At 59.6% G+C, this 21,477-nt stretch carries 17 protein-coding genes; 10 read left to right on the forward strand and 7 right to left on the reverse strand.

Going from position 1 to position 21,477, the window contains the following annotated elements; all coding sequences use genetic code 11:
• Window positions 1-174: 174 nt before the first annotated feature.
• From NKI64_RS25270 to NKI64_RS25280, 3 genes are all read left to right on the forward strand, one after another.
• Window positions 175-384 (forward strand): hypothetical protein, encoded by a 210-nt coding sequence (locus tag NKI64_RS25270; RefSeq protein WP_023713668.1) that lies wholly within the window; start codon window positions 175-177, stop codon window positions 382-384.
• Window positions 385-1,362: 978 nt separating this feature from the next.
• Window positions 1,363-1,608 carry a hypothetical protein gene (locus NKI64_RS25275; protein ID WP_352670724.1) on the forward strand — a complete coding sequence of 82 codons (246 nt, stop codon included), beginning with the start codon at window positions 1,363-1,365 and terminating at the stop codon, window positions 1,606-1,608.
• A 468-nt stretch (window positions 1,609-2,076) separates the two neighbouring features.
• On the forward strand, window positions 2,077-2,466 hold the full coding sequence (locus tag NKI64_RS25280) for a M20/M25/M40 family metallo-hydrolase (protein ID WP_352670727.1): 390 nt from the start codon (window positions 2,077-2,079) through the stop codon (window positions 2,464-2,466).
• Window positions 2,467-2,893: 427 nt separating this feature from the next.
• On the opposite strand, the gene NKI64_RS25285 is transcribed toward NKI64_RS25280, so the two are convergent.
• Window positions 2,894-3,670, reverse strand: a complete 777-nt coding sequence (locus NKI64_RS25285; RefSeq protein ID WP_352670730.1) for an OmpA family protein — start codon at window positions 3,668-3,670, stop codon at window positions 2,894-2,896.
• Window positions 3,671-3,755: 85 nt separating this feature from the next.
• Window positions 3,756-7,058: a DUF6212 domain-containing protein gene (locus tag NKI64_RS25290; RefSeq protein ID WP_352670733.1), complete on the reverse strand. Its 3,303-nt coding sequence runs from the start codon at window positions 7,056-7,058 to the stop codon at window positions 3,756-3,758.
• A gap of 128 nt (window positions 7,059-7,186) precedes the next feature.
• On the opposite strand from NKI64_RS25290, the gene NKI64_RS25295 reads away from it, so the two are divergent.
• Window positions 7,187-8,200 (forward strand): glycosyltransferase family 2 protein, encoded by a 1,014-nt coding sequence (locus NKI64_RS25295; RefSeq protein ID WP_027049390.1) that lies wholly within the window; start codon window positions 7,187-7,189, stop codon window positions 8,198-8,200.
• A 36-nt stretch (window positions 8,201-8,236) separates the two neighbouring features.
• On the opposite strand, the gene NKI64_RS25300 is transcribed toward NKI64_RS25295, so the two are convergent.
• Entirely contained in the window at window positions 8,237-8,476 is a 240-nt protein-coding gene (locus tag NKI64_RS25300) for a hypothetical protein (protein WP_023670631.1), read from the reverse strand.
• A gap of 201 nt (window positions 8,477-8,677) precedes the next feature.
• Window positions 8,678-10,861: a glycosyltransferase family 2 protein gene (locus NKI64_RS25305; RefSeq protein WP_502901398.1), complete on the reverse strand. Its 2,184-nt coding sequence runs from the start codon at window positions 10,859-10,861 to the stop codon at window positions 8,678-8,680.
• A 717-nt stretch (window positions 10,862-11,578) separates the two neighbouring features.
• Here NKI64_RS25305 and NKI64_RS25310 point away from each other — a divergent pair.
• From NKI64_RS25310 to NKI64_RS25320, 3 genes are all read left to right on the forward strand, one after another.
• Window positions 11,579-12,097, forward strand: coding sequence for a hypothetical protein (locus NKI64_RS25310; RefSeq protein ID WP_023746383.1), 519 nt, complete (start codon window positions 11,579-11,581; stop codon window positions 12,095-12,097).
• Window positions 12,098-12,371: 274 nt separating this feature from the next.
• Complete coding sequence (locus NKI64_RS25315) at window positions 12,372-14,858, forward strand: sulfatase-like hydrolase/transferase (RefSeq protein ID WP_352670740.1); 2,487 nt, start codon at window positions 12,372-12,374, stop codon at window positions 14,856-14,858.
• Between the two features lie 229 nt (window positions 14,859-15,087).
• A complete protein-coding gene (locus tag NKI64_RS25320; protein WP_023699168.1) occupies window positions 15,088-15,657 on the forward strand; it encodes a DUF995 domain-containing protein in 570 nt (189 codons plus the stop codon).
• 64 nt (window positions 15,658-15,721) lie between these two features.
• Here the strand turns inward: NKI64_RS25320 and galE are convergent, their stop codons facing one another.
• From galE to NKI64_RS25335, 3 genes are all read right to left on the reverse strand, one after another.
• Complete coding sequence (galE, locus tag NKI64_RS25325; protein WP_023713087.1) at window positions 15,722-16,801, reverse strand: UDP-glucose 4-epimerase GalE; 1,080 nt, start codon at window positions 16,799-16,801, stop codon at window positions 15,722-15,724.
• Window positions 16,801-17,838 carry a UDP-glucuronic acid decarboxylase family protein gene (locus NKI64_RS25330; protein ID WP_027049395.1) on the reverse strand — a complete coding sequence of 346 codons (1,038 nt, stop codon included), beginning with the start codon at window positions 17,836-17,838 and terminating at the stop codon, window positions 16,801-16,803. Before NKI64_RS25330 ends, galE begins: the two co-directional genes overlap by 1 nt.
• 769 nt (window positions 17,839-18,607) lie before the next feature.
• A complete protein-coding gene (locus tag NKI64_RS25335) occupies window positions 18,608-19,048 on the reverse strand; it encodes a hypothetical protein (protein ID WP_352670745.1) in 441 nt (146 codons plus the stop codon).
• Window positions 19,049-19,289: 241 nt separating this feature from the next.
• On the opposite strand from NKI64_RS25335, the gene NKI64_RS25340 reads away from it, so the two are divergent.
• Genes NKI64_RS25340 through NKI64_RS25350 form a run of 3 tightly spaced genes read left to right on the forward strand, consistent with a single transcriptional unit; the run spans window position 19,290 to window position 20,915 of the window.
• Window positions 19,290-19,847: a hypothetical protein gene (locus NKI64_RS25340; protein ID WP_245260344.1), complete on the forward strand. Its 558-nt coding sequence runs from the start codon at window positions 19,290-19,292 to the stop codon at window positions 19,845-19,847.
• A 17-nt stretch (window positions 19,848-19,864) separates the two neighbouring features.
• Complete coding sequence (locus NKI64_RS25345; protein ID WP_352670748.1) at window positions 19,865-20,275, forward strand: phage holin family protein; 411 nt, start codon at window positions 19,865-19,867, stop codon at window positions 20,273-20,275.
• Window positions 20,259-20,915: a hypothetical protein gene (locus tag NKI64_RS25350; protein ID WP_352670751.1), complete on the forward strand. Its 657-nt coding sequence runs from the start codon at window positions 20,259-20,261 to the stop codon at window positions 20,913-20,915. The genes NKI64_RS25345 and NKI64_RS25350 overlap by 17 nt, the downstream gene beginning before the upstream one ends.
• Window positions 20,916-21,477 lie beyond the last annotated feature (562 nt).

Raw genomic sequence — 21,477 nt, forward strand, 5'->3', positions numbered from 1 at the left:
CATGGTGGCCTGGCTGTGCTCGGACGCCATCAACTTCAATACCGGCGTGGTATTCGAAATGTCGGGTGGGCGGGCTCGCTACTGAGCGCCGACCATCTCGGTGCTTTCAGGCGGCCCGGCGCCACCGTGGACCAAATATTCCCTACCCCTAACGCGGACTTATATGATCCCCTCATGGCAACTCTGCGGTACGAGGTAAGGCGGGAACTAGATGGGACGTGGACGGTGTTCGACGTGTTCACCGGGCTGCCGGCTATTGTAGCGGGCCACCCATCTATCGACCTTCCCGACATGGAGTATGCCGAAGAGCTGGCAGCCATCCTGAATGCCAACGACCTGAAGCAGAGGCTATCTCATGGGAGGTTCCCCGGAGGGTTCGCCTGACTAAGGTGGCATGACAAGTTAGCCATTCAACCAGCCTCGGTACTGCCCATCCAGGATGGCTCGTCCGATTCTGAACAAGTATTTGTTATTGAACTGACGCGTAAATGGAAAAGTTCGTCCATCGCAGCGCTCGGTGTGGATGCCTCCCGCTGCCGACCGACGGCAATGGTCAGGCCCGCGCTTTCCTCGTGGGGTAGCGCGGGCCGCTTCAGCCTAGCCATGCTAGCTAGAACCCAGTTCCCGGTGGCGTTCCCTTCGTTCTTCAAGGAACAGCTAGGTGTGCTCGACCCATTCAAATTGGATGGTCAGCAAGTAGCCGCTGCCCGCAGCGGCCCAGCAGCCGTCTGCGGGGACTTTGCAGCGGGCGCGCTGGGCCTGACCGGTGGGGCGGTGTGGTATCCGCCGGCTGGCGAACATATGCGCCTCCTCCCAACGCCAGCGAAACATCCAAACGAACGAGGTGATCTAACCGCGATCTCGCCATCCAAGGCCGACACATAGGCCGATAGCAAAGGCCTATAATAGCTGAGAGAACGAAAATGGCCGACGCCATGGTTGGGGAACCCGGGTGGGTAGGCGCCGGCCACAAGCGGAACAGGCCCGCCGCGCCACACACATGGCTGATTTGTCATCACGTGGTTATGGTGTGATCGCGTAGGGCTAGACCAGCGGAACCTAGTAAACGCCGCTTAGTAAGCGATCCTCGACGCGATCGTTCATCGCCACGACGACTTGGGAAACTTGACGGTTGCAGCCCTCTGCGATGTAGGTCAAGTCATGTACATCGGCCTTCCGATCATGAGCAGGCATGCGCCCATCCTACCATATCGCGCTGCCGGTATCGCAAGGCGCCGGCAGCAAGGGGGAGGCGACCAGAGCCGATGTGAAGGGACTAGGCAGTTAATATTCGCTTGCGCTAATTTATATGTGCCGTAACGTCATGCTCAGCGTTTTTGGGGAGGAGCAACGGTGGGGAGTATGATGAGATTAGCTGTGTTTTGCGCGGCGATCGTGATCGCTGGGACTGGTGTCGCTGTTGCCAAGGAGAAGAAGGTGGTGGTGAGTCACGCCACGGACCTTTGCTCTACGAAGCACTCGGCCAAGAAGCAGGTGCTCGAGCTGGACTGCAGGCCGACCGGAACCGCCAAATTGCCGGCCGGTGGAACGCCGGAAAAGCCGCGCCTCGGATACGACACCGATCCGTGGCTGGTTAAAGGCCTTTAGACACCAGGCGACGGCAACACAGCGCGGCTAAGGGGAATGTGCGCTGGCGGTGAAGCCTTCTTTGTTCTCTCATCGGTGGAACATTGTCGCCTGGAAACGCTTCGGACGGTGCACTGACCCATCAGTGCAACGTTCCCTTCCTTGTTTGCACTGGCCGGCTGCCGAAAGGTGGCCGGCTTTTTTGTATATAACCGCGACCTGATGTTTGGGGCTTGTTGATTTGACAGCAGCGAGTGGCCGCTGCTGGCTTAGCGTCCAGGATTGGAATCTGTAAAGGCGAGATCACCAAGGCAGGGAGGACCAGACTAAATAACGGTTTCGTCTGTTAGCCGCGACGCCGGCGATAATTGAATTCAGAAGGGCGTCGGCCCGGCTGCCCAACATCAGGGTGCACAGACAGCCGGGCCAAGGCTGGAAAGAGGTTCCGCTCCCGCCCAACCGGGATCGATCAACGCCATACCGCAGTCTGTGGTCTTCGCCGTCGATATCAGGCATCCGCGGGTAGAGCGGCTCGATGCCATCGAAGCAGAACTGCGCCAGGTGTGCGCGGCGGAGGCAGAAGCTCAGCATTGCACGGTTACGATCAGTCGGTCGTTCGACATGCCGGGGGCGGCATTCTCTCCCGATATGGTCAAAACCGTCGAGGAGGCCGCCAATAGCCTAAAGCTGCCGCACAAACAGATGATCTCGGGTGCATTTCATGACGCGCTGTTCCTCGCCCGGGTGGCGCCTGCCGTGATGATCTTTGTGCCGTGCCGTGACGGGCTGAGCCACAACGAGGCGGAATATGTGGAGCCTGCCCACGCGGTTACCGGCGCGCGGGTTCTGCTTCAAGCGGCCACCGTCGCCGCCTCTTAGGCAGCGACGGTGGCACAGGCGTGCTGGCGTGAAGAGGCAACCCGTGGGACTTCCTGGTGCCCGCCCGTCATTTCGTGACGTCGGCGGGCTGCAACGGGTGGTCAAGGCCGCCGAGCTGCGGCGGATTGATCGCGGACGTACGATCGGCCCACATTCAACACCTGACCAGCAGAAAAGCCCACCAGATCCCTGGGCCGTCATTGACGCCGTGGATGATAGGCGGTGACGATCTCGTCGGCTTGTCGACATAGGCGATCTGCTGGGCCGCCTCGGCCACCCGGAGGAAATCCCCACGCCCGACATAGACCTTGCCGTGCCGATCGCGAGTAACTGGTCGAGGAGGGCCTTCCAGCCGTCCAGCGTCGGGTGTGGTGCGCCGTAGCCCACATCGTTGCGGGTCCGTCGCGGGTCAGCTAATCTGGCAAGCTTACATCAGGGATGCGGTCGCCAGACGATTGCGAACGCCGTTCGGCTTCTGGTCGCCAACGTACTCCACTTTCGTGTCTACCAGACGATCGCTTTCGATCCCGGCTGCGGTTAAGATATCCTCGACCGCCTTCAGGCGCTGCTTGGCCAGTTCCTTGTTTGTCTTTGCAGCGTCGGCGCCGGTGAATTCCGTAGCCGCGAGAGCCGTCAGTTCGACATTGCAACGTGAGTTGCGGATGCTGGCGGCGAACTTCTCGAGGTCGGCCTTGACCCTCGGTGAGATCACATAGGACTGGCTATAGAAAAACAGGTCGACCTGCACAGGGCTGCGCTTCTCATATTGCCGGCAAGATATGCCTTGCTTTGGCAGCGTGTACAGTATCGCGCTCCGCGCCGTATTGGTGTCGGCGGCGCCGTCGTCAACCCAATGCGAAAGCACCAGCACCATTTCGGGCTTGACGCCTTGCGCCTTGAGAAAATCGCCGGTTGCATCGAGCCTGAGACCAGCGATGTCGTAGGCTTTTTTGTAGTTGCCTTCCTTGCTCGCCGTTGCGTAAAGGCGGTAGCCGCAATCGTGCCCAGCATCCTTGACGAAAGCCGCAAGGGCCTTCGCGGATCCCTCGGATATCTTGCCGTCACCTTTTTTGAAGAGGACGCGATGTGCATTCCACTGCGTGCATTTAGACCCCACGTCGCGTTCCTGGCCGGCCGCGCCGAAAGACATTGCGCATCCGGTAATGACAATAAATGCCAGAACAAGGCCCAGCGATTTCTTCATTGTCTTGGCGCCTCCACGCGGACTTAATCTACTACCGCACTTAAACGTCGACAAGGCGCGACCGCGTCCCGACAACCCGCGCCCCTCAGTCCCACACCAGCAACAGCTTGCGCCAGAAAGCATTGGACGGCATCGGCTTCGAGCCGGATGGCAGCCGGATTGCCAGGTAGATCGTCAGCCACTTGCGATCGACCTCCCGGGTCGAAACTTTCAGGTCATGCAGTTCGAACGGTCTCGAGACGCGCGTCCATCCCGAGAATGACAGCGCGCCGACAGGTGCATCGTGTTTCCACACAAGTTTTTCTTCTTGCCTGCCGAGCGCCATGGCGAACTCGAATGGGGATGCTTCATCGTGGGCGATCTCCACTGTCGCGATGACACTTCTGGCAAAGGCCGGGAACGCCGAATTGAGGGCGGCAACAACCGGACCGTGCGTGTTCGGCCGCAGGAATATACCGCCATTGTCGCCCGCGATGAGCAGCGTCGGCAGCTCGGAGGGATAATCCGTCACAAGCGCCGCACGCTTCAGATCATCATTGGTCATTCGGCGCGTGCGTTGGCGCTGTTGGGGTGCGTTGAGGCGCGGGCGCCAGGCATCGTTCGAAACGACATGGCGGATATGGACGCTGGAAAAGCCGCCGAGGACGCGCGCCTCCGGGCGGCTGCCGCCGCATTTGACTGCCAACAACAAATCGCGTCGGCCGGTTGCCGGCGAACTGACCATCGCCCCTATCTCACGCGCCTCGTGCCGTCGGCTGACATCAGCCCAACCGCTCCCGCTGCCAACCTCAAGCAGCCGGGCGAGATTGCTGAAGGTCTGGTTTTCTGCGTCTACGATCGCGAGCTGAAACTGCGCAGAGCCCGTCAGTTCCTCGTCGAGGTAAACCCAACACGTCGCGCCTACGGTGCCCGGCGGGCAGACTCCCTTCAGCAAAGCCATGGTGACATTGCTGCCCCTTGCTTCGAGGAACAACTGGTCTGGAGACTGTTCGACATAGCTCAGCAGGTCCGGATCGGCATCCGGATACGAACCGACATGAGCCAGGCGCATGGGCTCGGCGGAAAGATACTGCTCGCGGTACAGCGAGGAATTCAACTCGGGCACCGTCTCTCCGGTCGCAGCGTTGAGTATTTCAACCACACCCACAGCAAAGTCGCTTCGCCCTGCACGGGCGAGAAGCGAAATTGCGGTATCCGCCCTGCCTTCGCGTGCCGCGATCTCGGCCAGCAACTGCATGGCGTCCGCGGTATTGGCGGGACCTGTACTCAACCTGAGATACCGCTCGTCGTTAACCCGCAGCTCCAGATTCCAGAGATTGAGCTCCTTCTCATGATTGTCGGTGTTCGAGCTGATGGCCAGTTGCACGAACATTTCCGTTTTCGCGAATCGATGCTTTCGAAAGACAGCGATGATCGGCTTGCGATTCCTCAGCCACTCGGCATTTCGATTCATGCCCGTCGGTGCCGACCGGTACCAATAGAGCGGCTCCGGGACAGGGACGATCTCCAGGCCTGCCAGATCCGCGCGAAGGAAAAACTCCCAGTCGCTTGCGGAAAACCCCCGCTCTTCGTTGAGGTAACCTATCTTGTCGAACACCTCACGCCGGAACATCGCATTGGCATCGCCATACGGATTGTTGAGCATGGCGATGTCCGTCGGCCCGCCGACCGGGAAGTAGAGCACATAGCCGCTCCTGGTGTCCGGCGGCACGAAGGGCTCGTTGAGCCACTTGGCGAAGGTCGTGCAGATATCGGCGCCGGAATTTTGCATGCCGGCGACGAACGTACTGACGGCGTTTGGGAACAGCACGTTGTCGTCGTCCAGGAACAGGATCAGCGAACCCCTGGCGGCGCGGATACCGGTGTTGCGCGCCTTGCCGAGGAAGCCGTTCTTCTGCTGGATGATCCGCCATCCTCGCTGCTCGAACTCCGGTTCGAGTTCCGCCAACAGGTTGATTGCATCGGGATCGGTGCTGCCGTCATCGACGACAATCAATTCGATGTTGGGGTAGTCCTGGCGTCGAACCGAGGCAATCGCCTGCGGCAACAGGTGCACCCGGTTGTAGTGCGCAGTGATGATCGAAACGAGCGGCCGTTGGCTCCGCCTGCGACTGGAGACCTTGCCGGGTTCGCGGGAGAATTTCGCGTGCAGCCCGCTCCAGGCTTTCTCGAGCGCTTCCCGCTTTTGCAGGGGCTTTGCCGGACGAAACGATCGGCTTTCCAGCACAGACGCAATTTTGGCCGCGATGGCGGAGGCCGACGCATCCATCAGGACGGCATCGGCCGACTTCGGATGGAGCACGTCACGAATGCTGCCGACATCTGTCGCAATGAACGGGATCTCTTCGTTAAGGCACGTCATCACTTCCAGCGGCAGCTGAGCCGCTGAGTGCGTCATCGCCACCAGAGCATGACTCTGCCGCAGGTATCTATAGATGTCAGGCTCATCTCGAATGGGCAGGAGCTTCAATTTGAACGGCCATTGCCGCGCACGCCGAACGATCATGCCACCCGAATGCTCGCCCAGGACATGACCAAACGCGCCGACTACCGTCACTGTCAGATCGGTGACGCCGCTGTCGGCCAGACGATCGAGCGCATCGCAGAACAGCGTCAGCCCATCGCGCGCCTCTGTGCCTGAAAAATGAATCACTTCGGCGGTTGGCCGATCCCGCGGCCTGTAGTGATCGACAGCGAAGTTGGAACGCCACTCCTCCGGCTCGAGGGGCGCAGCAATGTGATGGCTGGTGGGCAGCTTCCATCCCGCCTTGGCCATCCAGTCGAGCAGCGACTGGCCAGCGATGACAAGATGGTCGCACGTCTCGGCCGACCTCTTTTCCATGTGCGCGATGGTCATCTGCTCCTTGCGTTCGACCGCCCGTGAATTGGCTTCCAGCTTCCACACAAGGGGCTCATGTGCGAGCACGATGATCGTAGGAGGATCGGGAAAGACACCTGTGCGCTTCGCAAGGGTGGAGAAATGCGCCAGTCCGCCTTCAAGCGCAAAATAGACAACGTCGAATGCATTCTGCTTGAGGTAGTGGTAGACGGCCAATGAGTTCTTGTCGCAGGACTCCGTGCCGCGCAGCAACTCGGGCGAGGGCGGCAACAATTCGAGCCGCACCAGGAAATTGTCGAAGCACCATTTGCCCAGCCTGACTATTTCCTGATCATCGGGCTGGCTGCCGAGCGGGCTCGGCGCCCAAAGCAGCGTCACGGTATCGCCGGTTCCGGCCAGATGCTGCGCCAGCGCGTAGGTTACCGACCCGTGATCGCCAGTCGCCGTCGAGCCGAACTCAACCTCCGAAACGACACACACATTGCGAGGCTTCTGGCTTGCCTGTCGCTTGCCCGTGGGCATGGCGCCTGCCTTGGAACCAATGCTCAATGACCCCCCCTTGTCAGCCCGCTTCGTTCGAAACAGTCTTGCCAACAGTTGGATAACACTTTGATAATCGTTTCGCGGGACTCTCAGCAGCGTACCTGCCTTTCGCGTAAACTGGTTGATTACCTCGGATGGTTGAACTTCGATCCCCAAAACATCTCGCGCGACTGGACGACCGGCCCATTGACGTGACCGATGGCGAGATCTTGTGCTTTGTCGGACTGCGCAACGAAGCCCAATTGCTGCGGCAACTTCTCGACCACTACCGCGGCTTGGGCGTCGATCGGTTCTTCTTCCTGGACAATGGCTCCACGGATGGGACCCGCGAATTGATCCTGGAGCAGCCGGACAGCCACTGCTTCCACACGGAAGGATCGCATTTCGCTGAAAACATCGATCCGCCGCGATGGATCAACACGCTCATGAATGTGTTCGGCACCGGCCATTGGTGCCTTTCGATCGACGCCGACGAACTTCTCGTCTATCCCGATTTTGAGCGGGCAAATCTCCAGCAGCTTTGCAGCTACCTCGATTCGACCGGCGTCGATGCTGTCATAGGCTCCATGATCGACATGTACGCCGATGGCCCGTTGGCCGAATACAGCTATGATGGCAAGATCCCGCTTGTTGAAGCTTCACCCTACTTCGACCCGGAGCCGGGATGGCTGCGCCCGCGCGACGGTATGTACCCACCCGAGCAGATGTTCGGTGGCGTGAGGGAACGGGTCTTCTGGCACGGCCGGTTCAAGCAAACTTTTCCCCCGTGCCTGACAAAGGTGCCGATCGTGAAATGGGGGCGCGGCACGCGTTATCACGTCGCACAGCACACGATCAGCAAGGTCCGATTCAGCGAACTGCGCGTCGCATTGCTGCACTTCAAATTCGTCTGGGGATTCCGCCAGAAATCAGCGTCGTCTCTGAGTGAAAATGCGCAGCTCAAGGAAAAGACGCTTGAGGAGCGCGCTGCCTACATGGAGGCCTTGGAGCGCAATCCGAAACTCGCGCTTCGGAACCAAAGCTCCGTCTGCTATCGGGGTGACGGCGCGCAACTCGTCGAACTCGGCTGGATGAAGACCTCGGAGCCCTTCGCCGGTTTCGTTTCGACCCTGGCCATGCAACACCAGCGCAGCGACTACGCCACCTGATGTGCTCGAACTACTGAGGGAAAATCCGGCTGATGCTTATCCGCCGTAGCGGCCGCCGCCTTCACCGTGGCCTTTGCCCTCTTCACCGCCCGCAAACTGGCCCAAACTGTTGAGAGCAAGCGCCTTGCAGGCTGTCGGAGCGTTCGGGTACCGGTGCAGATAATCCTCAAGTGCCTCGATGGTGCCGGTTTTAAGGGCCTGCTCGCAGGCAAGCTCGGCTTCCTTGACGCCAACTTCGGTCTTCGCCTGCGCCGCGTCAGAAAAAGCGACGCTCAACCCCAGCAGACTAAGTCCACCCAACAGTAGAGAATGAATCCTACGCATAACGCACCCCACCTACTCAACCCACTGAAACATTAGCGTCTGTTAACGTTTTGTCAACCATTCTTGGAAGGTTCCACCAACGTGGTTAACGCGCACGACCGATGAACGGGCCTGGCTTGCGCTCGGATCTCCCTTGCCTGGTTGGATCGACGTTTAGTCGCTGAACAGTGTCAGCGTGCGGAAGAACGCATTCGTGGGAAAACCGTTGGACGTTGCGGTGAAACGAACGGCGAGAACGATTGAAAGCAGCATCTTCCTTCGTGTGCGAAGCGTTGCCACCAAGTGATGACGCACAAATCTGTCTTCGATGCTCATCCAGCCTGAGAAGGCGATCGTTTGCTTGCCGATGTCCTGTTGCCAATCTATGGGCTGGTCGGGTCGAGCAAGGGCGAGAGCAAAATCCATCGCCGGCGCATCGGCATGAGCGATTTCGACGGATGCTTCAACCTTCCGGAAGAAGGCTGGAAAATGATGATCAAGCGATGCAGCGACCGGGCCGTCCGCATGCGGACGCAAGAACACCCCGCCGTCGTCCGGTGCGACAAGCAGCAGCGGGAGAGCCGAGACGCGGGGTGTAAGCAACCGCGCACTCCGCAGCATGTCGTAGTCGAGAATGATAGAACCGCCGCCGACATCAGGACGGTCGGCGGCATTGTGGTCTGTGGCGGGGCGCCCAAGCAAAGTGGCAGCCGTATCGGGGCGGCCGATCGACCCAGCAATGCTGGCAAGCTTCTCTATGGCCGCATCGCTGTTCGGCTCGATGTCGCAAAGCTCCAGATATTTCCGATTGCCGGGGGTATATTTCAGGTTTTCGCGGGCACTTTCAATTTCAGACCGGTGCGCGTTCTGGGCAATGGCCAAATGATGCAGCAGGCGGGCGCCATCGGGCAGGCTCGACCTGAACGCCTCCAGGATGGGAAGCCGGTTGTCGTACCAGTTCGACGTCCGAAACATGCCATCCGGTTTCGAGCGATACCAGTATAGCGGCTTTGGAATCGTCCTGATCTTGAGACCGGCGAGAGAGGCTCGAGCAAAGAATTCCCAGTCGTGCATGGCGTAGCCCGGCTTTTCGATCAAGAACCCGATCCGCGAGAAGACAGACCGGCGCATCATCGCATTCGCGTCACCGTAGACGTTATGGATCAGGCCGAGCGCGTCGGGACCACCCAGAGGCAGGTACTGGATCAGCCCGTCGGCGCGATCTTCGGGCACGAAATCCTCGTAGAAGATCAGTTGGAACGCAGTGCAGATGTCGGCACCCGATGTAGCCATCGCACGCACGAAATGATCGACGGCCTCCGCAAACAGCGCGTTGTCGTCGTCGACGAACAGGATCAGCTCGCCATGCGAAGCGCGGATGCCGGCATTTCGCGCCGCACCGAGGTGCTTGTGCGGTCGGCGCAGAATCTTCCACCCGCGCTGACGGAAGGTCGGTTCCAGCGTATCCAGCAATCGCCTGACTTCATCCAGGTCGCTTCCGTCGTCGACCAGAACCAGTTCCAGGTGATCATAGGTTTGCGCTTCGATCGCAGCGATTGCCTGTTTAAGATAGAGCGGCCGGTTGCGATGAGCCATGACAATAGAGACCAGGGGTGACGACCCGGCACTTTTGTCGACGCGCCAGCGCCTAGTTGGCGTCGGCAAGTTGCGCGTATCCAGCCAGGACTGCCGACATTGGCTCAGGCTGTCGACAGGCAGTGGGCGAGGCGGGTCGTCGAGCGCCGCCGAAATGGCCTGCGCCAACGCGGCGGCGTCAGGATCGACCAGCCGCGGCTGCCTCGCCTGCGCACTCCAGCGCTCGGCGTTCGCGTCGACATTGGTCGCAACGAAAGGCAATCCCGCCTCGATGCATGCGGCAACGGTGCCGCCCGTCGATGCGGCGTGGGCGGGGATGACGGCAATCGCGCCGGCCCGCGCGACGTAGTCGAGCTTTGCGGCGGGGCTTGCGTGCGCCAACAGGTTGACCTTGAACGGCCACCGCTCGGCGCGTCTCAGCAGCAGTCCACCGCTGTGCTCGCCCATGATCTTTCCAAATGGACCGAATGCGGTGACCGTCAGCCCTTTTGGCGCCATTGGCGCTATGATGTCGAGCGCGTCGCAAAGCAGCGTCAGGCCATCGCGGAAGCGCCATCCGGCCAAGACGGCAAGTTCTCCGCCCGTCGACGATCGCACACCGGCTGGAGCGAGACGATGCTGCAGCGGCAACATCGGCGTCACGATCGCCTTCTTCACCTTCCAACCCTTCGACAACATCCAGTGTCGCAAGGCTGCGGACACACAGATCGTCCGGTTCGCCATCTCGGCGCAGTATTTCTCCATATAGGCGACGGCAATCACCTCGGCGCTGTCGAAGAACGCCTTGTCGGCTTCATGTTCCCATTCTTCCGGAGCGTGAGCGACGACCACGATCGGCGGCGCGGCAAAAGCCGCAGTCTCGACAGCTAGCAGCGTGTAGTAAGGCAGCCCGCCCTCAAGGGGCGCGTAGACCAAATCGTGGCCGGACCGTTCGAGATAATGCAGCACAGCGGCGGACCGGCTCTCGGGTGTCGTCAGCCAAGGAAGCAGCTGATCGGACTTGTCGAGAATGACCAGCCGCACCGATGCCGCCTCCAGCTCGCGGTGGCGCGCGGCCTCCTCCGTTGGAGCATCCCTGCCTGGAACCCATAGCAGGGTGACGTCGTCCCCCTCTTCGGCAAAAAGCCTGGCCAACTCGACCATGGCGCCATCTTCGCCGCCATGGTCGATTGCATTCGTCACGACGCAGACGCGGCGAGGCTTGCCTTCCTTTGACCTCCTCCGCTCCTTGCCACCAACGGCCATCCGACTTCCTCTGATCCAAATCCGCCGATTGCGCTACGCAGCACAGTCATCTGCAATGATGCCTGCGACAGGTTTACTTTTCAGTGATCATGCTTCTGCGTCATTGGTAAACCAAATCGTCAATCAGGTTCTAAAACGACTGCATAATCGATCGACTGATTCAAATTTAGCGACACGGAATATTCAATTTTTACGCCTCCCAGCTAGTCATTGACGGCATAGCAGGAGGCGCAAATGAAAACGACAATGAAGTTTCTCGGTGCGCTCGGTTTGATCGGCGCACTGGTCTCGGCAAGCTCCGCAGGAGAATTGCTGCGTCCGCGCATCAGCCTTGGCACGGCCAACGTCAAGACCATCAGTGGCGATCGCGGCGGCTATGTGATCGACTATGCCATTCGTGCGCTAAAAATGCGTCGCAGTGGCACTTTTGTGCGGTTCAACGGTTCGTGCGACTCGGCCTGCACGCTTTATCTGTCGATGCCCAAGAGCAAGGTGTGCATTACGCAGAGCGCGTCGTTCGGCTTTCACCTGCCGTATGGCGTTTCTGCGCGCGGCAATCAGGTGGCCGCGAATTTCATGATGAAAAACTACCCTGGCTGGGTTCGCGGCTGGATCGCCAAGCGTGGGGGGCTAAAGAGCTCCATCGCGACCATGACATACGCGGATGCGAGCCGCTTTCTGCCGACGTGTCCTTCCCAACAGCAGGGCATGACCGTCGCGAGCCTGAGCCCAACGCGTCTGCGCGGCGGCTGATTGCCTGCGCAGTACTGAAACGTCATGACGGCGGGCGGTCGACGGCGCCCGCCGTTCGTCAATTCATATGGCGGGTGCCCAGTTGATGGAACAGCTCACCTGGGCACAACGCCTCGCCGATTATCGCGTGGATAACCAGTTCTCAAGAGACGTGGTTAACGCAAGCTCCATTTCATTGACTCTTTTTTAGCGCAAGCCGATTCTGCGGGTGGGGGTTTGAAGGCTGTCGGCCATTGTTTGGGGCCGAAGCGCAAACTGGCGGCGGGTAGTTTGTATGAGCATCGGCGGCAGTAGGGGGTCGGCGAGCCGACCTGAGAGCGGCCTTACGCAGTCGAAGGCGGGGACCGCTTCGGCGAAGAATGTGCGCTTCCGGCGCAGGAGCCTGCGGGTCATCTGCACGGGCCTGTTGTCGTGGCTGCTTTTGGGTGTCTACCGCGGCGCAATCATTGATCCGCAAACCACGGTTTTAGGCCTTTTGGCGGCCGTCCCCAAGGGATTGGCATCGAGCTACTATGACCTGATTGTCGTTACGTCCCTGACTGTGACGACTTTGATCCTGCTGTTCCTGGCAAAGGCGAGCCGTCTCGGCTCAGCAATCGTCGTCTTGCTCTTCTATGTTGCTATCGTGGTCTCTCTGGGCTGGGGATTTGCCAACATCAATCTCGTCAAAATGCTGGGCGAACCGTTCACGTTCCAGTGGCTGGTCTATGGCGACTTCCTGCAGAATGCCGATGCCAGGAACGCGATGGGCGACGCGCTCAACATCAAGGACTTCGCTACCCTTTCCGGGTCCGTCATCCTGGTGCTCATTCTTGGCTATGCCGCGGCCAGTTTGTGCCAGCGGCTGAGCGCCGCTGGCTACGGGGCCTTCCTGGGCGTGCTCGTTGTGTGTGTCGGCGCTGCCATCGCCGGTAGTGGACACCACGTACGTGCGGAAGCGCTGCCGGCGGCCGAGATCGACAATCCGATCCTGTATTTTGTTAAATCGGCCCTGCTCAATCCAACGCCGGTCGTGCTGACGATGAATGCCAGCACCAATGACCCGGATGTCGCCAGCGTCGGCGAGCGACCGCCGGAAACGTCGACCTTCAAGGCGCCGACGCCGAACCCAATCAAGAACGTGCTGATTTTCATGATGGAGTCGGTGCCATCCAAATACATCGAGACGTTTGGCGGCAAGTATCCGGTCACGCCGAATATGAAGAGGTATGCAAAGGACTCGATACGATTCGACAACATATATGCGCACGCACCGTCCACGCATTACTCGATATTTTCTCTGCTCACCTCGATGTACAACGACATTTCATATTATGGCATGACGGCAAGGTATCCCTATCTGCCGCTGGACTCGATCTCCAACACCTTGTCCAAGAACAATTTCCGCACAGGGTTTTTCTGGAGCGCGGATTCCCGATTCCAACGGGTCGATGAGTTTTTCCTCAACAAGGGACTGGATGTGGTCCAGGACTACCGGGGGCAGAAATGCGGCACCCCGACCTTCAAGCTCAGCTCCGAGCAGTGGAAAAACATGGACTACAACAGTGACCTTTGCACGGCGCAGTCGATCATCGATTGGATGAACAAGGACGAGGCAAAACCTTTCTTCGGCATCATGTTCACGGCGATGACCCATTACCCCTACATCACCGACAGCCCGATGTTTTCGAAGATGGCGCCTTCCTCCGATGGCAACACGCTGGTCCACTACTCGGACGACCAGAAATTCAATGCCTATCTCAACGCCCTGAAGGTCGGCGATACGGCCCTTGGCGAGATCCTTGAATCGCTCAAGCAGTCTGGCAAGCTCGATTCGACGCTGGTGGTCATATTGGGCGATCACGGCGAAGCGTTCGGGGAGCATGGCGACTACATTCATGCCAGCGCGATTTACGAGGAAAACATCCACATCCCGCTCATCATGATCAACAAGCATCTCTTTCATGATGAAGTTGCTCACCCGGTCGGCGGCATCGTCGATATCGCCCCGACGATCTTCGACATACTCGGACTTGCGCTGCCCAAGCAGTGGCAGGGGCGCACTTTGTTCAGCGAGCAACGGCCAAACAAGACCTTCTTCTTCAATCCCTGGGCCGGTTTCCTGTTCGGCTATCGCGAGAACGATCGAAAGGTCATCTTCAACGCGACCACCGGCAAGGTGGAGGAATACGACCTCAAGGCCGATTCCGATGAGCGAACCAACCTCTTCACTGATACCGGCGATCGAAACGCGCTGCTGCAGCCCATCGCCGGATGGGTGCAATCGCAGAGAGAGCGCGTGGCCGACCTGGTGGCCGCCGCGGCGAAAGAGACAGGACGTTGCGCCATCACCAGTCTGGAGGTCGACGCTGCCGGCATTAATCTCCGGGGCGCGCCTCGGTTCGACGTCGTGGTCGACGGAAAGACCACTGCCGAGATCGACGTCCCGGGCAAGGAAAGCGTCGCTTCGACGCCGGAAGCCGCCATGGCGGAGCTGATGCAGGCGTCAACCCTGGCCAAGCCGTTCCACATCGATCTCAGCAGCGTGCCTAACCCGAAGACGATCGAGCTTCGCTACAGCAACGACCTGTGGGGCGGAGACGGCAAGGCAGGTGATCGCAATCTGTTCATCAAGAGCGTCAAGGTGAACGGTCAGTTGGTGCCAAACACCAGGCTGCGTGTCGACGAGCAATCGCACGGCTACACCGACGACAACGGGACCGCCATGTACAGCAACGGCTCGCTATGGGTTAGCGGCCCGTTCGTCGAGGGATGTCTATAGCGTGCCGCGTGGCAGACCGTCGTCCTCGATTTGCAGCCCGTGCGCGCCGCGACAGACACTGACCGTCCTACCGGTTGACATCTTCGAGGGGTACTCACTAGCATGCGAAACACTGACGGTTGCAGCGTGGAGCCACTTGTCAGCGCAGGACGGACCGGGCCCGTTCTTGCGGTATGCTCGGCTGGTCGACGCCCGCTTGGGAAGCGAACATTGAATGCGACCGCTCAGCATGACGAACAGGACCGGATTGCCATTTGAGTCAGCGAGCCGGGCGAGGCGCCATCGACTTGCCATCTCGCTTGCGCCCGTCCTGGCCATTTGGTGCCAGATGGCGCTTTGCGGAGCCGCGCACGCAGCTGGTCCCAAAGACAGCGGCCCTGCAGATGCCGTTGCCGTTCCCACGGCTTTCCAACTTCAGCTTGTTTATGCTGACCGCACGTGGATATGGGATAACGGAGCGGCCTATTTCGGACAGAAGGATCGACCGGTCCGGGCCTGGACCTCCGAGCAAGACACGGCTTCTGTCGGCGAAGGCAGATGGCATCTGAGCAACGATGGCAAGATGTGCATGGATCTCGTCTGGCGGTCCAAGACCTACGCCGCAGCGCCGATCCGCACGTGTTTCAGCCACCGCTTCCGGAGTGGGACCCTCGAACAGCGCAAGGATCCGGACGGTGTCTGGTACAGTTTCCGGCACTCTCCGGGAGACCCTTCCGACGAGCAACGAAAGTTCGAGGAAGGCGATACAAAGGGCGCGCAGTTCGACAAGATCCGTACCTCGATCGATTCCAAAAGTTGAGGCTCGCCGAGAAGCTCACCCACCTCAATGAGCCCACGTCCCCGACAACGACAAACAGGGACGACTACCAGCTTTGCGAGCTGGTGATGTCCTCCAATGCATTTGGCATTCCTGGCGCAGTTGACCGGCGGCGCCTCGCCGTCGGCATCGGAATTGTGAACGCGGTGGCCTCCAGCCCGAAGAACGGGGCGGCTGTCCTGACGATGGTATCGATGTCGGAAAGTTCCGGCACGAAGCCCAGGTGTTCGCGCGCTTTGATCGGGTCCGCATAGAGCTCCGCCGGGTCTCCCGGGCGCCCGGGCCGGAAGACAACCGGAACCGATTTTGACGTCATCCGGGTGACCGCCTGGAGAATCTCCTTGATCGAAACCCCGCGCCCGGTGCCGAGATTGACCGACAGGTTTTCGCCACCCGCCTCCAGATGCATGAAAGCCCTCAGATGCGCGCGGGCCAGATCGCTGACATGGATGTAATCGCGCACGCAGGTGCCATCCGACGTGTCGTAGTCTGTGCCGAAAACCTCGATCTCGTCGATGGTGCCTGATGCGGCCATGAGCACGCGCGGGATCAGGTGCGTTTCAGGCGAGTGCCACTCACCGAGCTCGCCGTCGGGATCGGCGCCGCAGGCGTTGAAATAACGCAGGATCGCATATTTCATTCCGTAGGCGCTGGCATAGTCGCTGATGATCTGCTCGCCCATCAGCTTGGTTCGCCCATAGGGGCTGATTGGATTTTGCGCCGACGTCTCTCGAATGGGCAGTGTTTCGGGCACGCCGTACGTCGCGCAGCTGCTTGAAAAGATAATGTTTTCGATAGAACTCGAGCGTGCCGCATCAAGCACCGCGATGGTACCCGACACATTGGTCGAATAATACTCTGCGGGCTCGTGAACAGACTCGCCCACATAAGCGAGCGCAGCAAAGTGGATGATCGCTTGCGGCTGGTAGGTGCTGATCGCCTGCTGTAGCGCCTCCCGGTCCCGGATATCGCCGACAACAAGCGGCCCCCAGGCAACGGATCTCTCATTGCCACGGCTCAGATTGTCAAAAACGACGGGCAGGTAGCCGGCAGCTGACAACAGCTTGCAGGTGTGGCTGCCGATGTAACCGGCCCCACCCGTCACCAGGATTGCCGGGCGGCTCATTACATCGCAGCTTCTTTGACGCGCCGGTTCGGGTAGAGAAGGGCGTCAAAATACGCCGTGGTATGCGCGAGCCCCTGGCTCAGGCTGATCTTTGGCTCCCAGCCAAGATTTTCCCGGGCAAATGAGATGTCCGGCCGACGCTGCTTGGGATCGTCGACCGGCAGCGGCCGATGCACGATCTTCGAACGTGAGTTGGTGTATTCGAGCACCTGTGTCGCCAGTTCCAGAATGGTGAATTCGGCAGGGTTGCCGAGATTGACCGGGTGCTGCGGTGCGCTCGGTGCGTTCATCAACTGGATAAAACCTTCGATGAGGTCGTCCGCGTAGCAGAATGAACGGGTCTGCCGGCCGCTGCCGTAGACGGTCAGGTCGTCACCGCGCAAAGCCTGGACGATGAAGTTCGACACGACGCGGCCATCGTCTGGTTGCATGCGGCGGCCATAGGTGTTGAAGATCCGTGCGACGCGGACATCGAGGCTATACGTTCTCGAATAATCGAAGAACAGCGTCTCGGCCGAACGCTTGCCCTCATCATAGCAGGATCGCGGACCGTGCGGGTTGACGTTGCCGAAGTAGCCTTCCGGCTGCGGATGTACCAGGGGGTCGCCGTAGACTTCGGACGTCGAAGCCTGAAATATCTTCGCATTGTTCCGCCGCGCGAGTTCGAGCAGGTTCAGCGAACCAAGCACGCTTGTCTTGAACGTATGGATCGGATTTGCCTGGTAATGCGGCGGGGACGCCGGACAGGCGAGATTGTAGATTTCATCGACCTGGAGATCCAAGGGCAGTGGGTCGACGATGTCGTGCTCGATGCACGTAAATCGCGGATCGCGCACGAGGGCGTTGAGATTGTATCTTTTGCCGGTGTGGAAATTGTCCAACACGACAACGTCGTAACCATCCCGCAAAAGACGCTCGCACAGATGCGAACCCAGGAATCCTGCCCCACCGGCAACCAGCGCGCGACCCCGATTGGAATTCGCGCCCCTTCGGGTGTTCCCGGCCCCGAGTTTCAGAACATTGACAGTTCTACCCATACTCCACCCCTTCGCCCTTACGCACTGCGCACACTACTGCCGGCCATAGCGTTGCCGGGCGACGTTCCTGAGAACGTCACAAACCTTCCGCTCCCGCGGAATCGTCCACTCCTGTTGTCTGTCGATTGCTTTTTGAGTTGCTGGGCGGTGCTACGCGGCTATTAGCTGCCGTTCAGCATCCGATACGCCCGAAACCGCGGTCACGCGCCTGATGCCACCATCGCCCATTGCTCGCCCAAATTGCACATCCCAACGTTTCGAAAATATACCTGTGCAAAACATAGTCAACTAAATTAGCGAATCGTTAACCGTGTTCATTCGGGAGTGGTTAATCGCGGGGCGGCAGCGCAGCCGCATAAAGCCGAGAATTGGGCTATAAATTTGAATGGACCACAGTAATATAAAGACCATTTTTCTGATTTTTCGACAGCCGATCGGCGGAAATTTGGCCATCAAGACACTCTCACCTCCGCAAAAAATAGGCAGATCTAAGACTAATACTTGCTTTAGCAAAACTTATACTGACAGAAGTCTAGCATTTGAAAATATCGAAAATATTAGTACATGGGACCTTGTCAATAAAATCTTACAAGCTAATGCGGTTGGTTCCCAAAGCGTGCCGAACCCCCGCCAGGTCAGCCCTCAACTGCCCGACGAGATCTTGCGCGACGAGGCGGGCGTAATCGCAACCGATCGCCCGGGACGCCTATCTCTTTCACCGGCGGCCCGGGCTTGACGCACACAACCGCTCTCCGCAGCCGCAGCGCCTTCATTGGCAGATGCAGCATACCCCAATACCCGGTCCATTCTGAAGCGATCCGCGTATGGTTTGCGGATGTCGGAAGCAGAGATCCAGTCGAAGCCGCGCGAAAACGGTCGTCGTCCCTTCTGTCGAACGCCTTAGAAGCTGCGGTTGGGGCGTCGATCGCGCGGGACCGCTCGGCCCCGTCGCGCCGACGCCAGCCGGTCCCGTCGGCCCTGTTGATCCAGTCGGGCCGTCGCCACGCAGCAGCGCCAGGACGGCCGGAGAAAGACTGTCGACCGTTACCTTTGCGTTCGGCAGTGCCCCGTCGGCCCGCCGCACATCGGCCAGCGCGTCGATTGTTTCGTCGGCGCTGCGCACGAGCTCGGCCAAGTCGTTGTCGAGTTGCGTTCCGTAGGGCAGGTATTGGTAGCTGAAATCGATAGCGGGCTTCGTTGGATCGGGCATTTTGGTGCACCAAGAACGTCGCTTCCAAGATTGCATCGCGTGCTGGAGCAGTTCTCCGCACTCAGATTTCAGATGCTGGTTGGAAGTCCGTTGACGTTAGCCCGGCAAGATCCGAAGCGGTTGGTGCAGATGCCCGAGTTCTGCTCTGTTCCGGCAGCAGGCCAAATCGAAAATAGCATGTTAGAGCTACTAGTGAGACCTCGCGGCAGGAAAATTCGCTCTAGGCAGGAACAGGTTGCCATTGGCCGAGTTCACTTCACAACAACAGGAGTGGAAAACCGTGAACACATCAATCAGCAACGACCCCACTGGATCATCGAGCGACCTGAACTGGCTACACACTAACGATGCCGAGGTGGCCGACAGCAGCAAGGAAGCGCTCGGCAAACTAAAGTCGAGCGCTGCCGAAACCGCAGGGCATCTCAAAACCGCTGCCGCTTCGGTGACGACTGACGCGAAAAATTATGCCGGTTCGGTTGCGTCGGATGCTGCGGGCGCCTTCAAGGAAGCGGTGGAGTCGAACAAGACCGCCGGCGCCGACGCGATCGCCAACATTGCCCATTCCGTGAAGGAGGCGGCTGATGGAATCGAGAAGCAATCCCCGCAGGTTGCAGGCATGGTTCGGAGCGCGGCCGAAGGTGTCGAACGGATTTCGTCGGATATCAGGGACCGCAACGTGGGTGAACTGCTCGACTCGGTCACGAAATTCGCCCAGCGCCAACCGGCGGCCTTTTTCGGCGTAGGCATCCTGGCCGGCGTTGTGCTGACCCGGATCATGCGAAGCTCCGATCGGTCCTGACACGAAGAGCGTTCCAGATGGATGATGGTTCCAATCTCCGACCCTTGGGAAGCGTTTTCAGCGAAGGGTATAGCCATCTCGCTTCGCTGATGCGCCTCGATCTTCGTCTTCTCCAAGCCGAGATGAAGGTTAAGACGTCTACGATCGTCTCGTCAGGCGCGTGCGGCATCGCCGCACTGGTGCTCTTTGTCTTGGCTGCATTGGCCATGGTCCAGTTCCTGATCCTCGCTATGATCCACTTTGGTGTCGGTCCGATGGTAGCTTGCCTAATCGTCGCAGCGCTTCTGGGGGTAGGCGGCGTGCTGTTTCTCTATCTTGCGAAGCGAGCGCTCGCGGGATGGACCATCACACCTGTCGAAACCGTCAACCAGGTGCGCACTGACATCGCGGCATTGAAACAGGGGATGCGTTTTGGCTCAACCCAGTGAAGAGATGCGCGAGATCATGCTGCAAAGCCGCACAGAGCGGCAGGCTTTGTTTGAACCTGTCAGCGAGATAAGCCGGCGCCTGCAGCCCCGAAATCTGGTCGATGCGTCCACCCGGTACGCGAAGCAGAAGGTGGCGAAGGCGCTAGGCGGTGTGTCGGACGCCGTCAAGAATAATGGCGGCACTGCTGCCGCGGTCGCACTGGGTGCAGTTGCGGTGTTTGACGCCGGCAGGCGAAGCACGCATGGCCCGGCAGGCGCCGACGATATAGCTGTAGATAAGGTCGCCGGCGCCTCGCATGCCGACGCCTCGTCAATTCGTTATGAAGCCCATCCGCGCAAGGCGATCACAAACCTGTTTCGGGCCAAGGTGCTCGCTGGATCTGCGGGTGGCCTGCTGCTCGGCCACATAATCGGTAAGGCGTTTGAGCCCACAGCCAAGGAGCGCACCCTATTCGGCAAGGCTGGAGCTGAAGTTCAGGATGCGACGGATGCATTTATCGCCGAGCATGCACGCGGTGCGAAATTGGCCGCCGCGCAGGCCTTCGGGTTTGCCAGATATGCCGCTGCGTTCTTGGCCGTACTGGCCGCAGCTAGCGACTATCTCGTCCGCGCGGATGAGCACGAGCAGCGAAAGCACTGAGAGTGCGAAACTGAGCGTCAAAGGTATCCCCATGCATATCGTCGGAATCAACATTGGACAGGCGGCCGCGCCTTCCGGCCTGCCTCTTGTTAGAGTGGTGTTTGAGGGCCAGGGGGTGAATCTATCGCGGTCGAAATGGCGCGAGGCGACGTCGCCGACGGCGCGCTGGGGGCAATCGACGTGCAAAAGCCCTGCTTGTTCAGACCGCGACCTTCGAAATGCCTGTCGATAGAATTGGCGGTTTCAATAGGACACCGGAATCCGGCAATGTCCGCGGCCGGCAGAGCAATGTCTATACGTTCGAATATCGCGACGGCGACCAGGCTCGCCAGGTTCCGCCTGCCGTGATGCCAAGTTTTGAGGCTGCTCGCGCCGAGGCGATCCGTTGCGCGATCGACCTGCTCGTCCCTGCAACCCGGCGACGACGATTTGACTGGATGGCTGGTACGGATGCGCGATCAGGCAGGCAACGAGCTTTGCACGATCGACGTCGCCGAGGCCGAAGCCGCCCGGCAGGCCAACGACAACACGCCGCTTTAGGGACGACCGCTCACGTCTGTGT

Origin of the sequence: Mesorhizobium sp. M0478 (genome assembly GCF_040321305.1) — a bacterium.
In the GTDB taxonomy this organism is placed as follows: domain Bacteria; phylum Pseudomonadota; class Alphaproteobacteria; order Rhizobiales; family Rhizobiaceae; genus Mesorhizobium.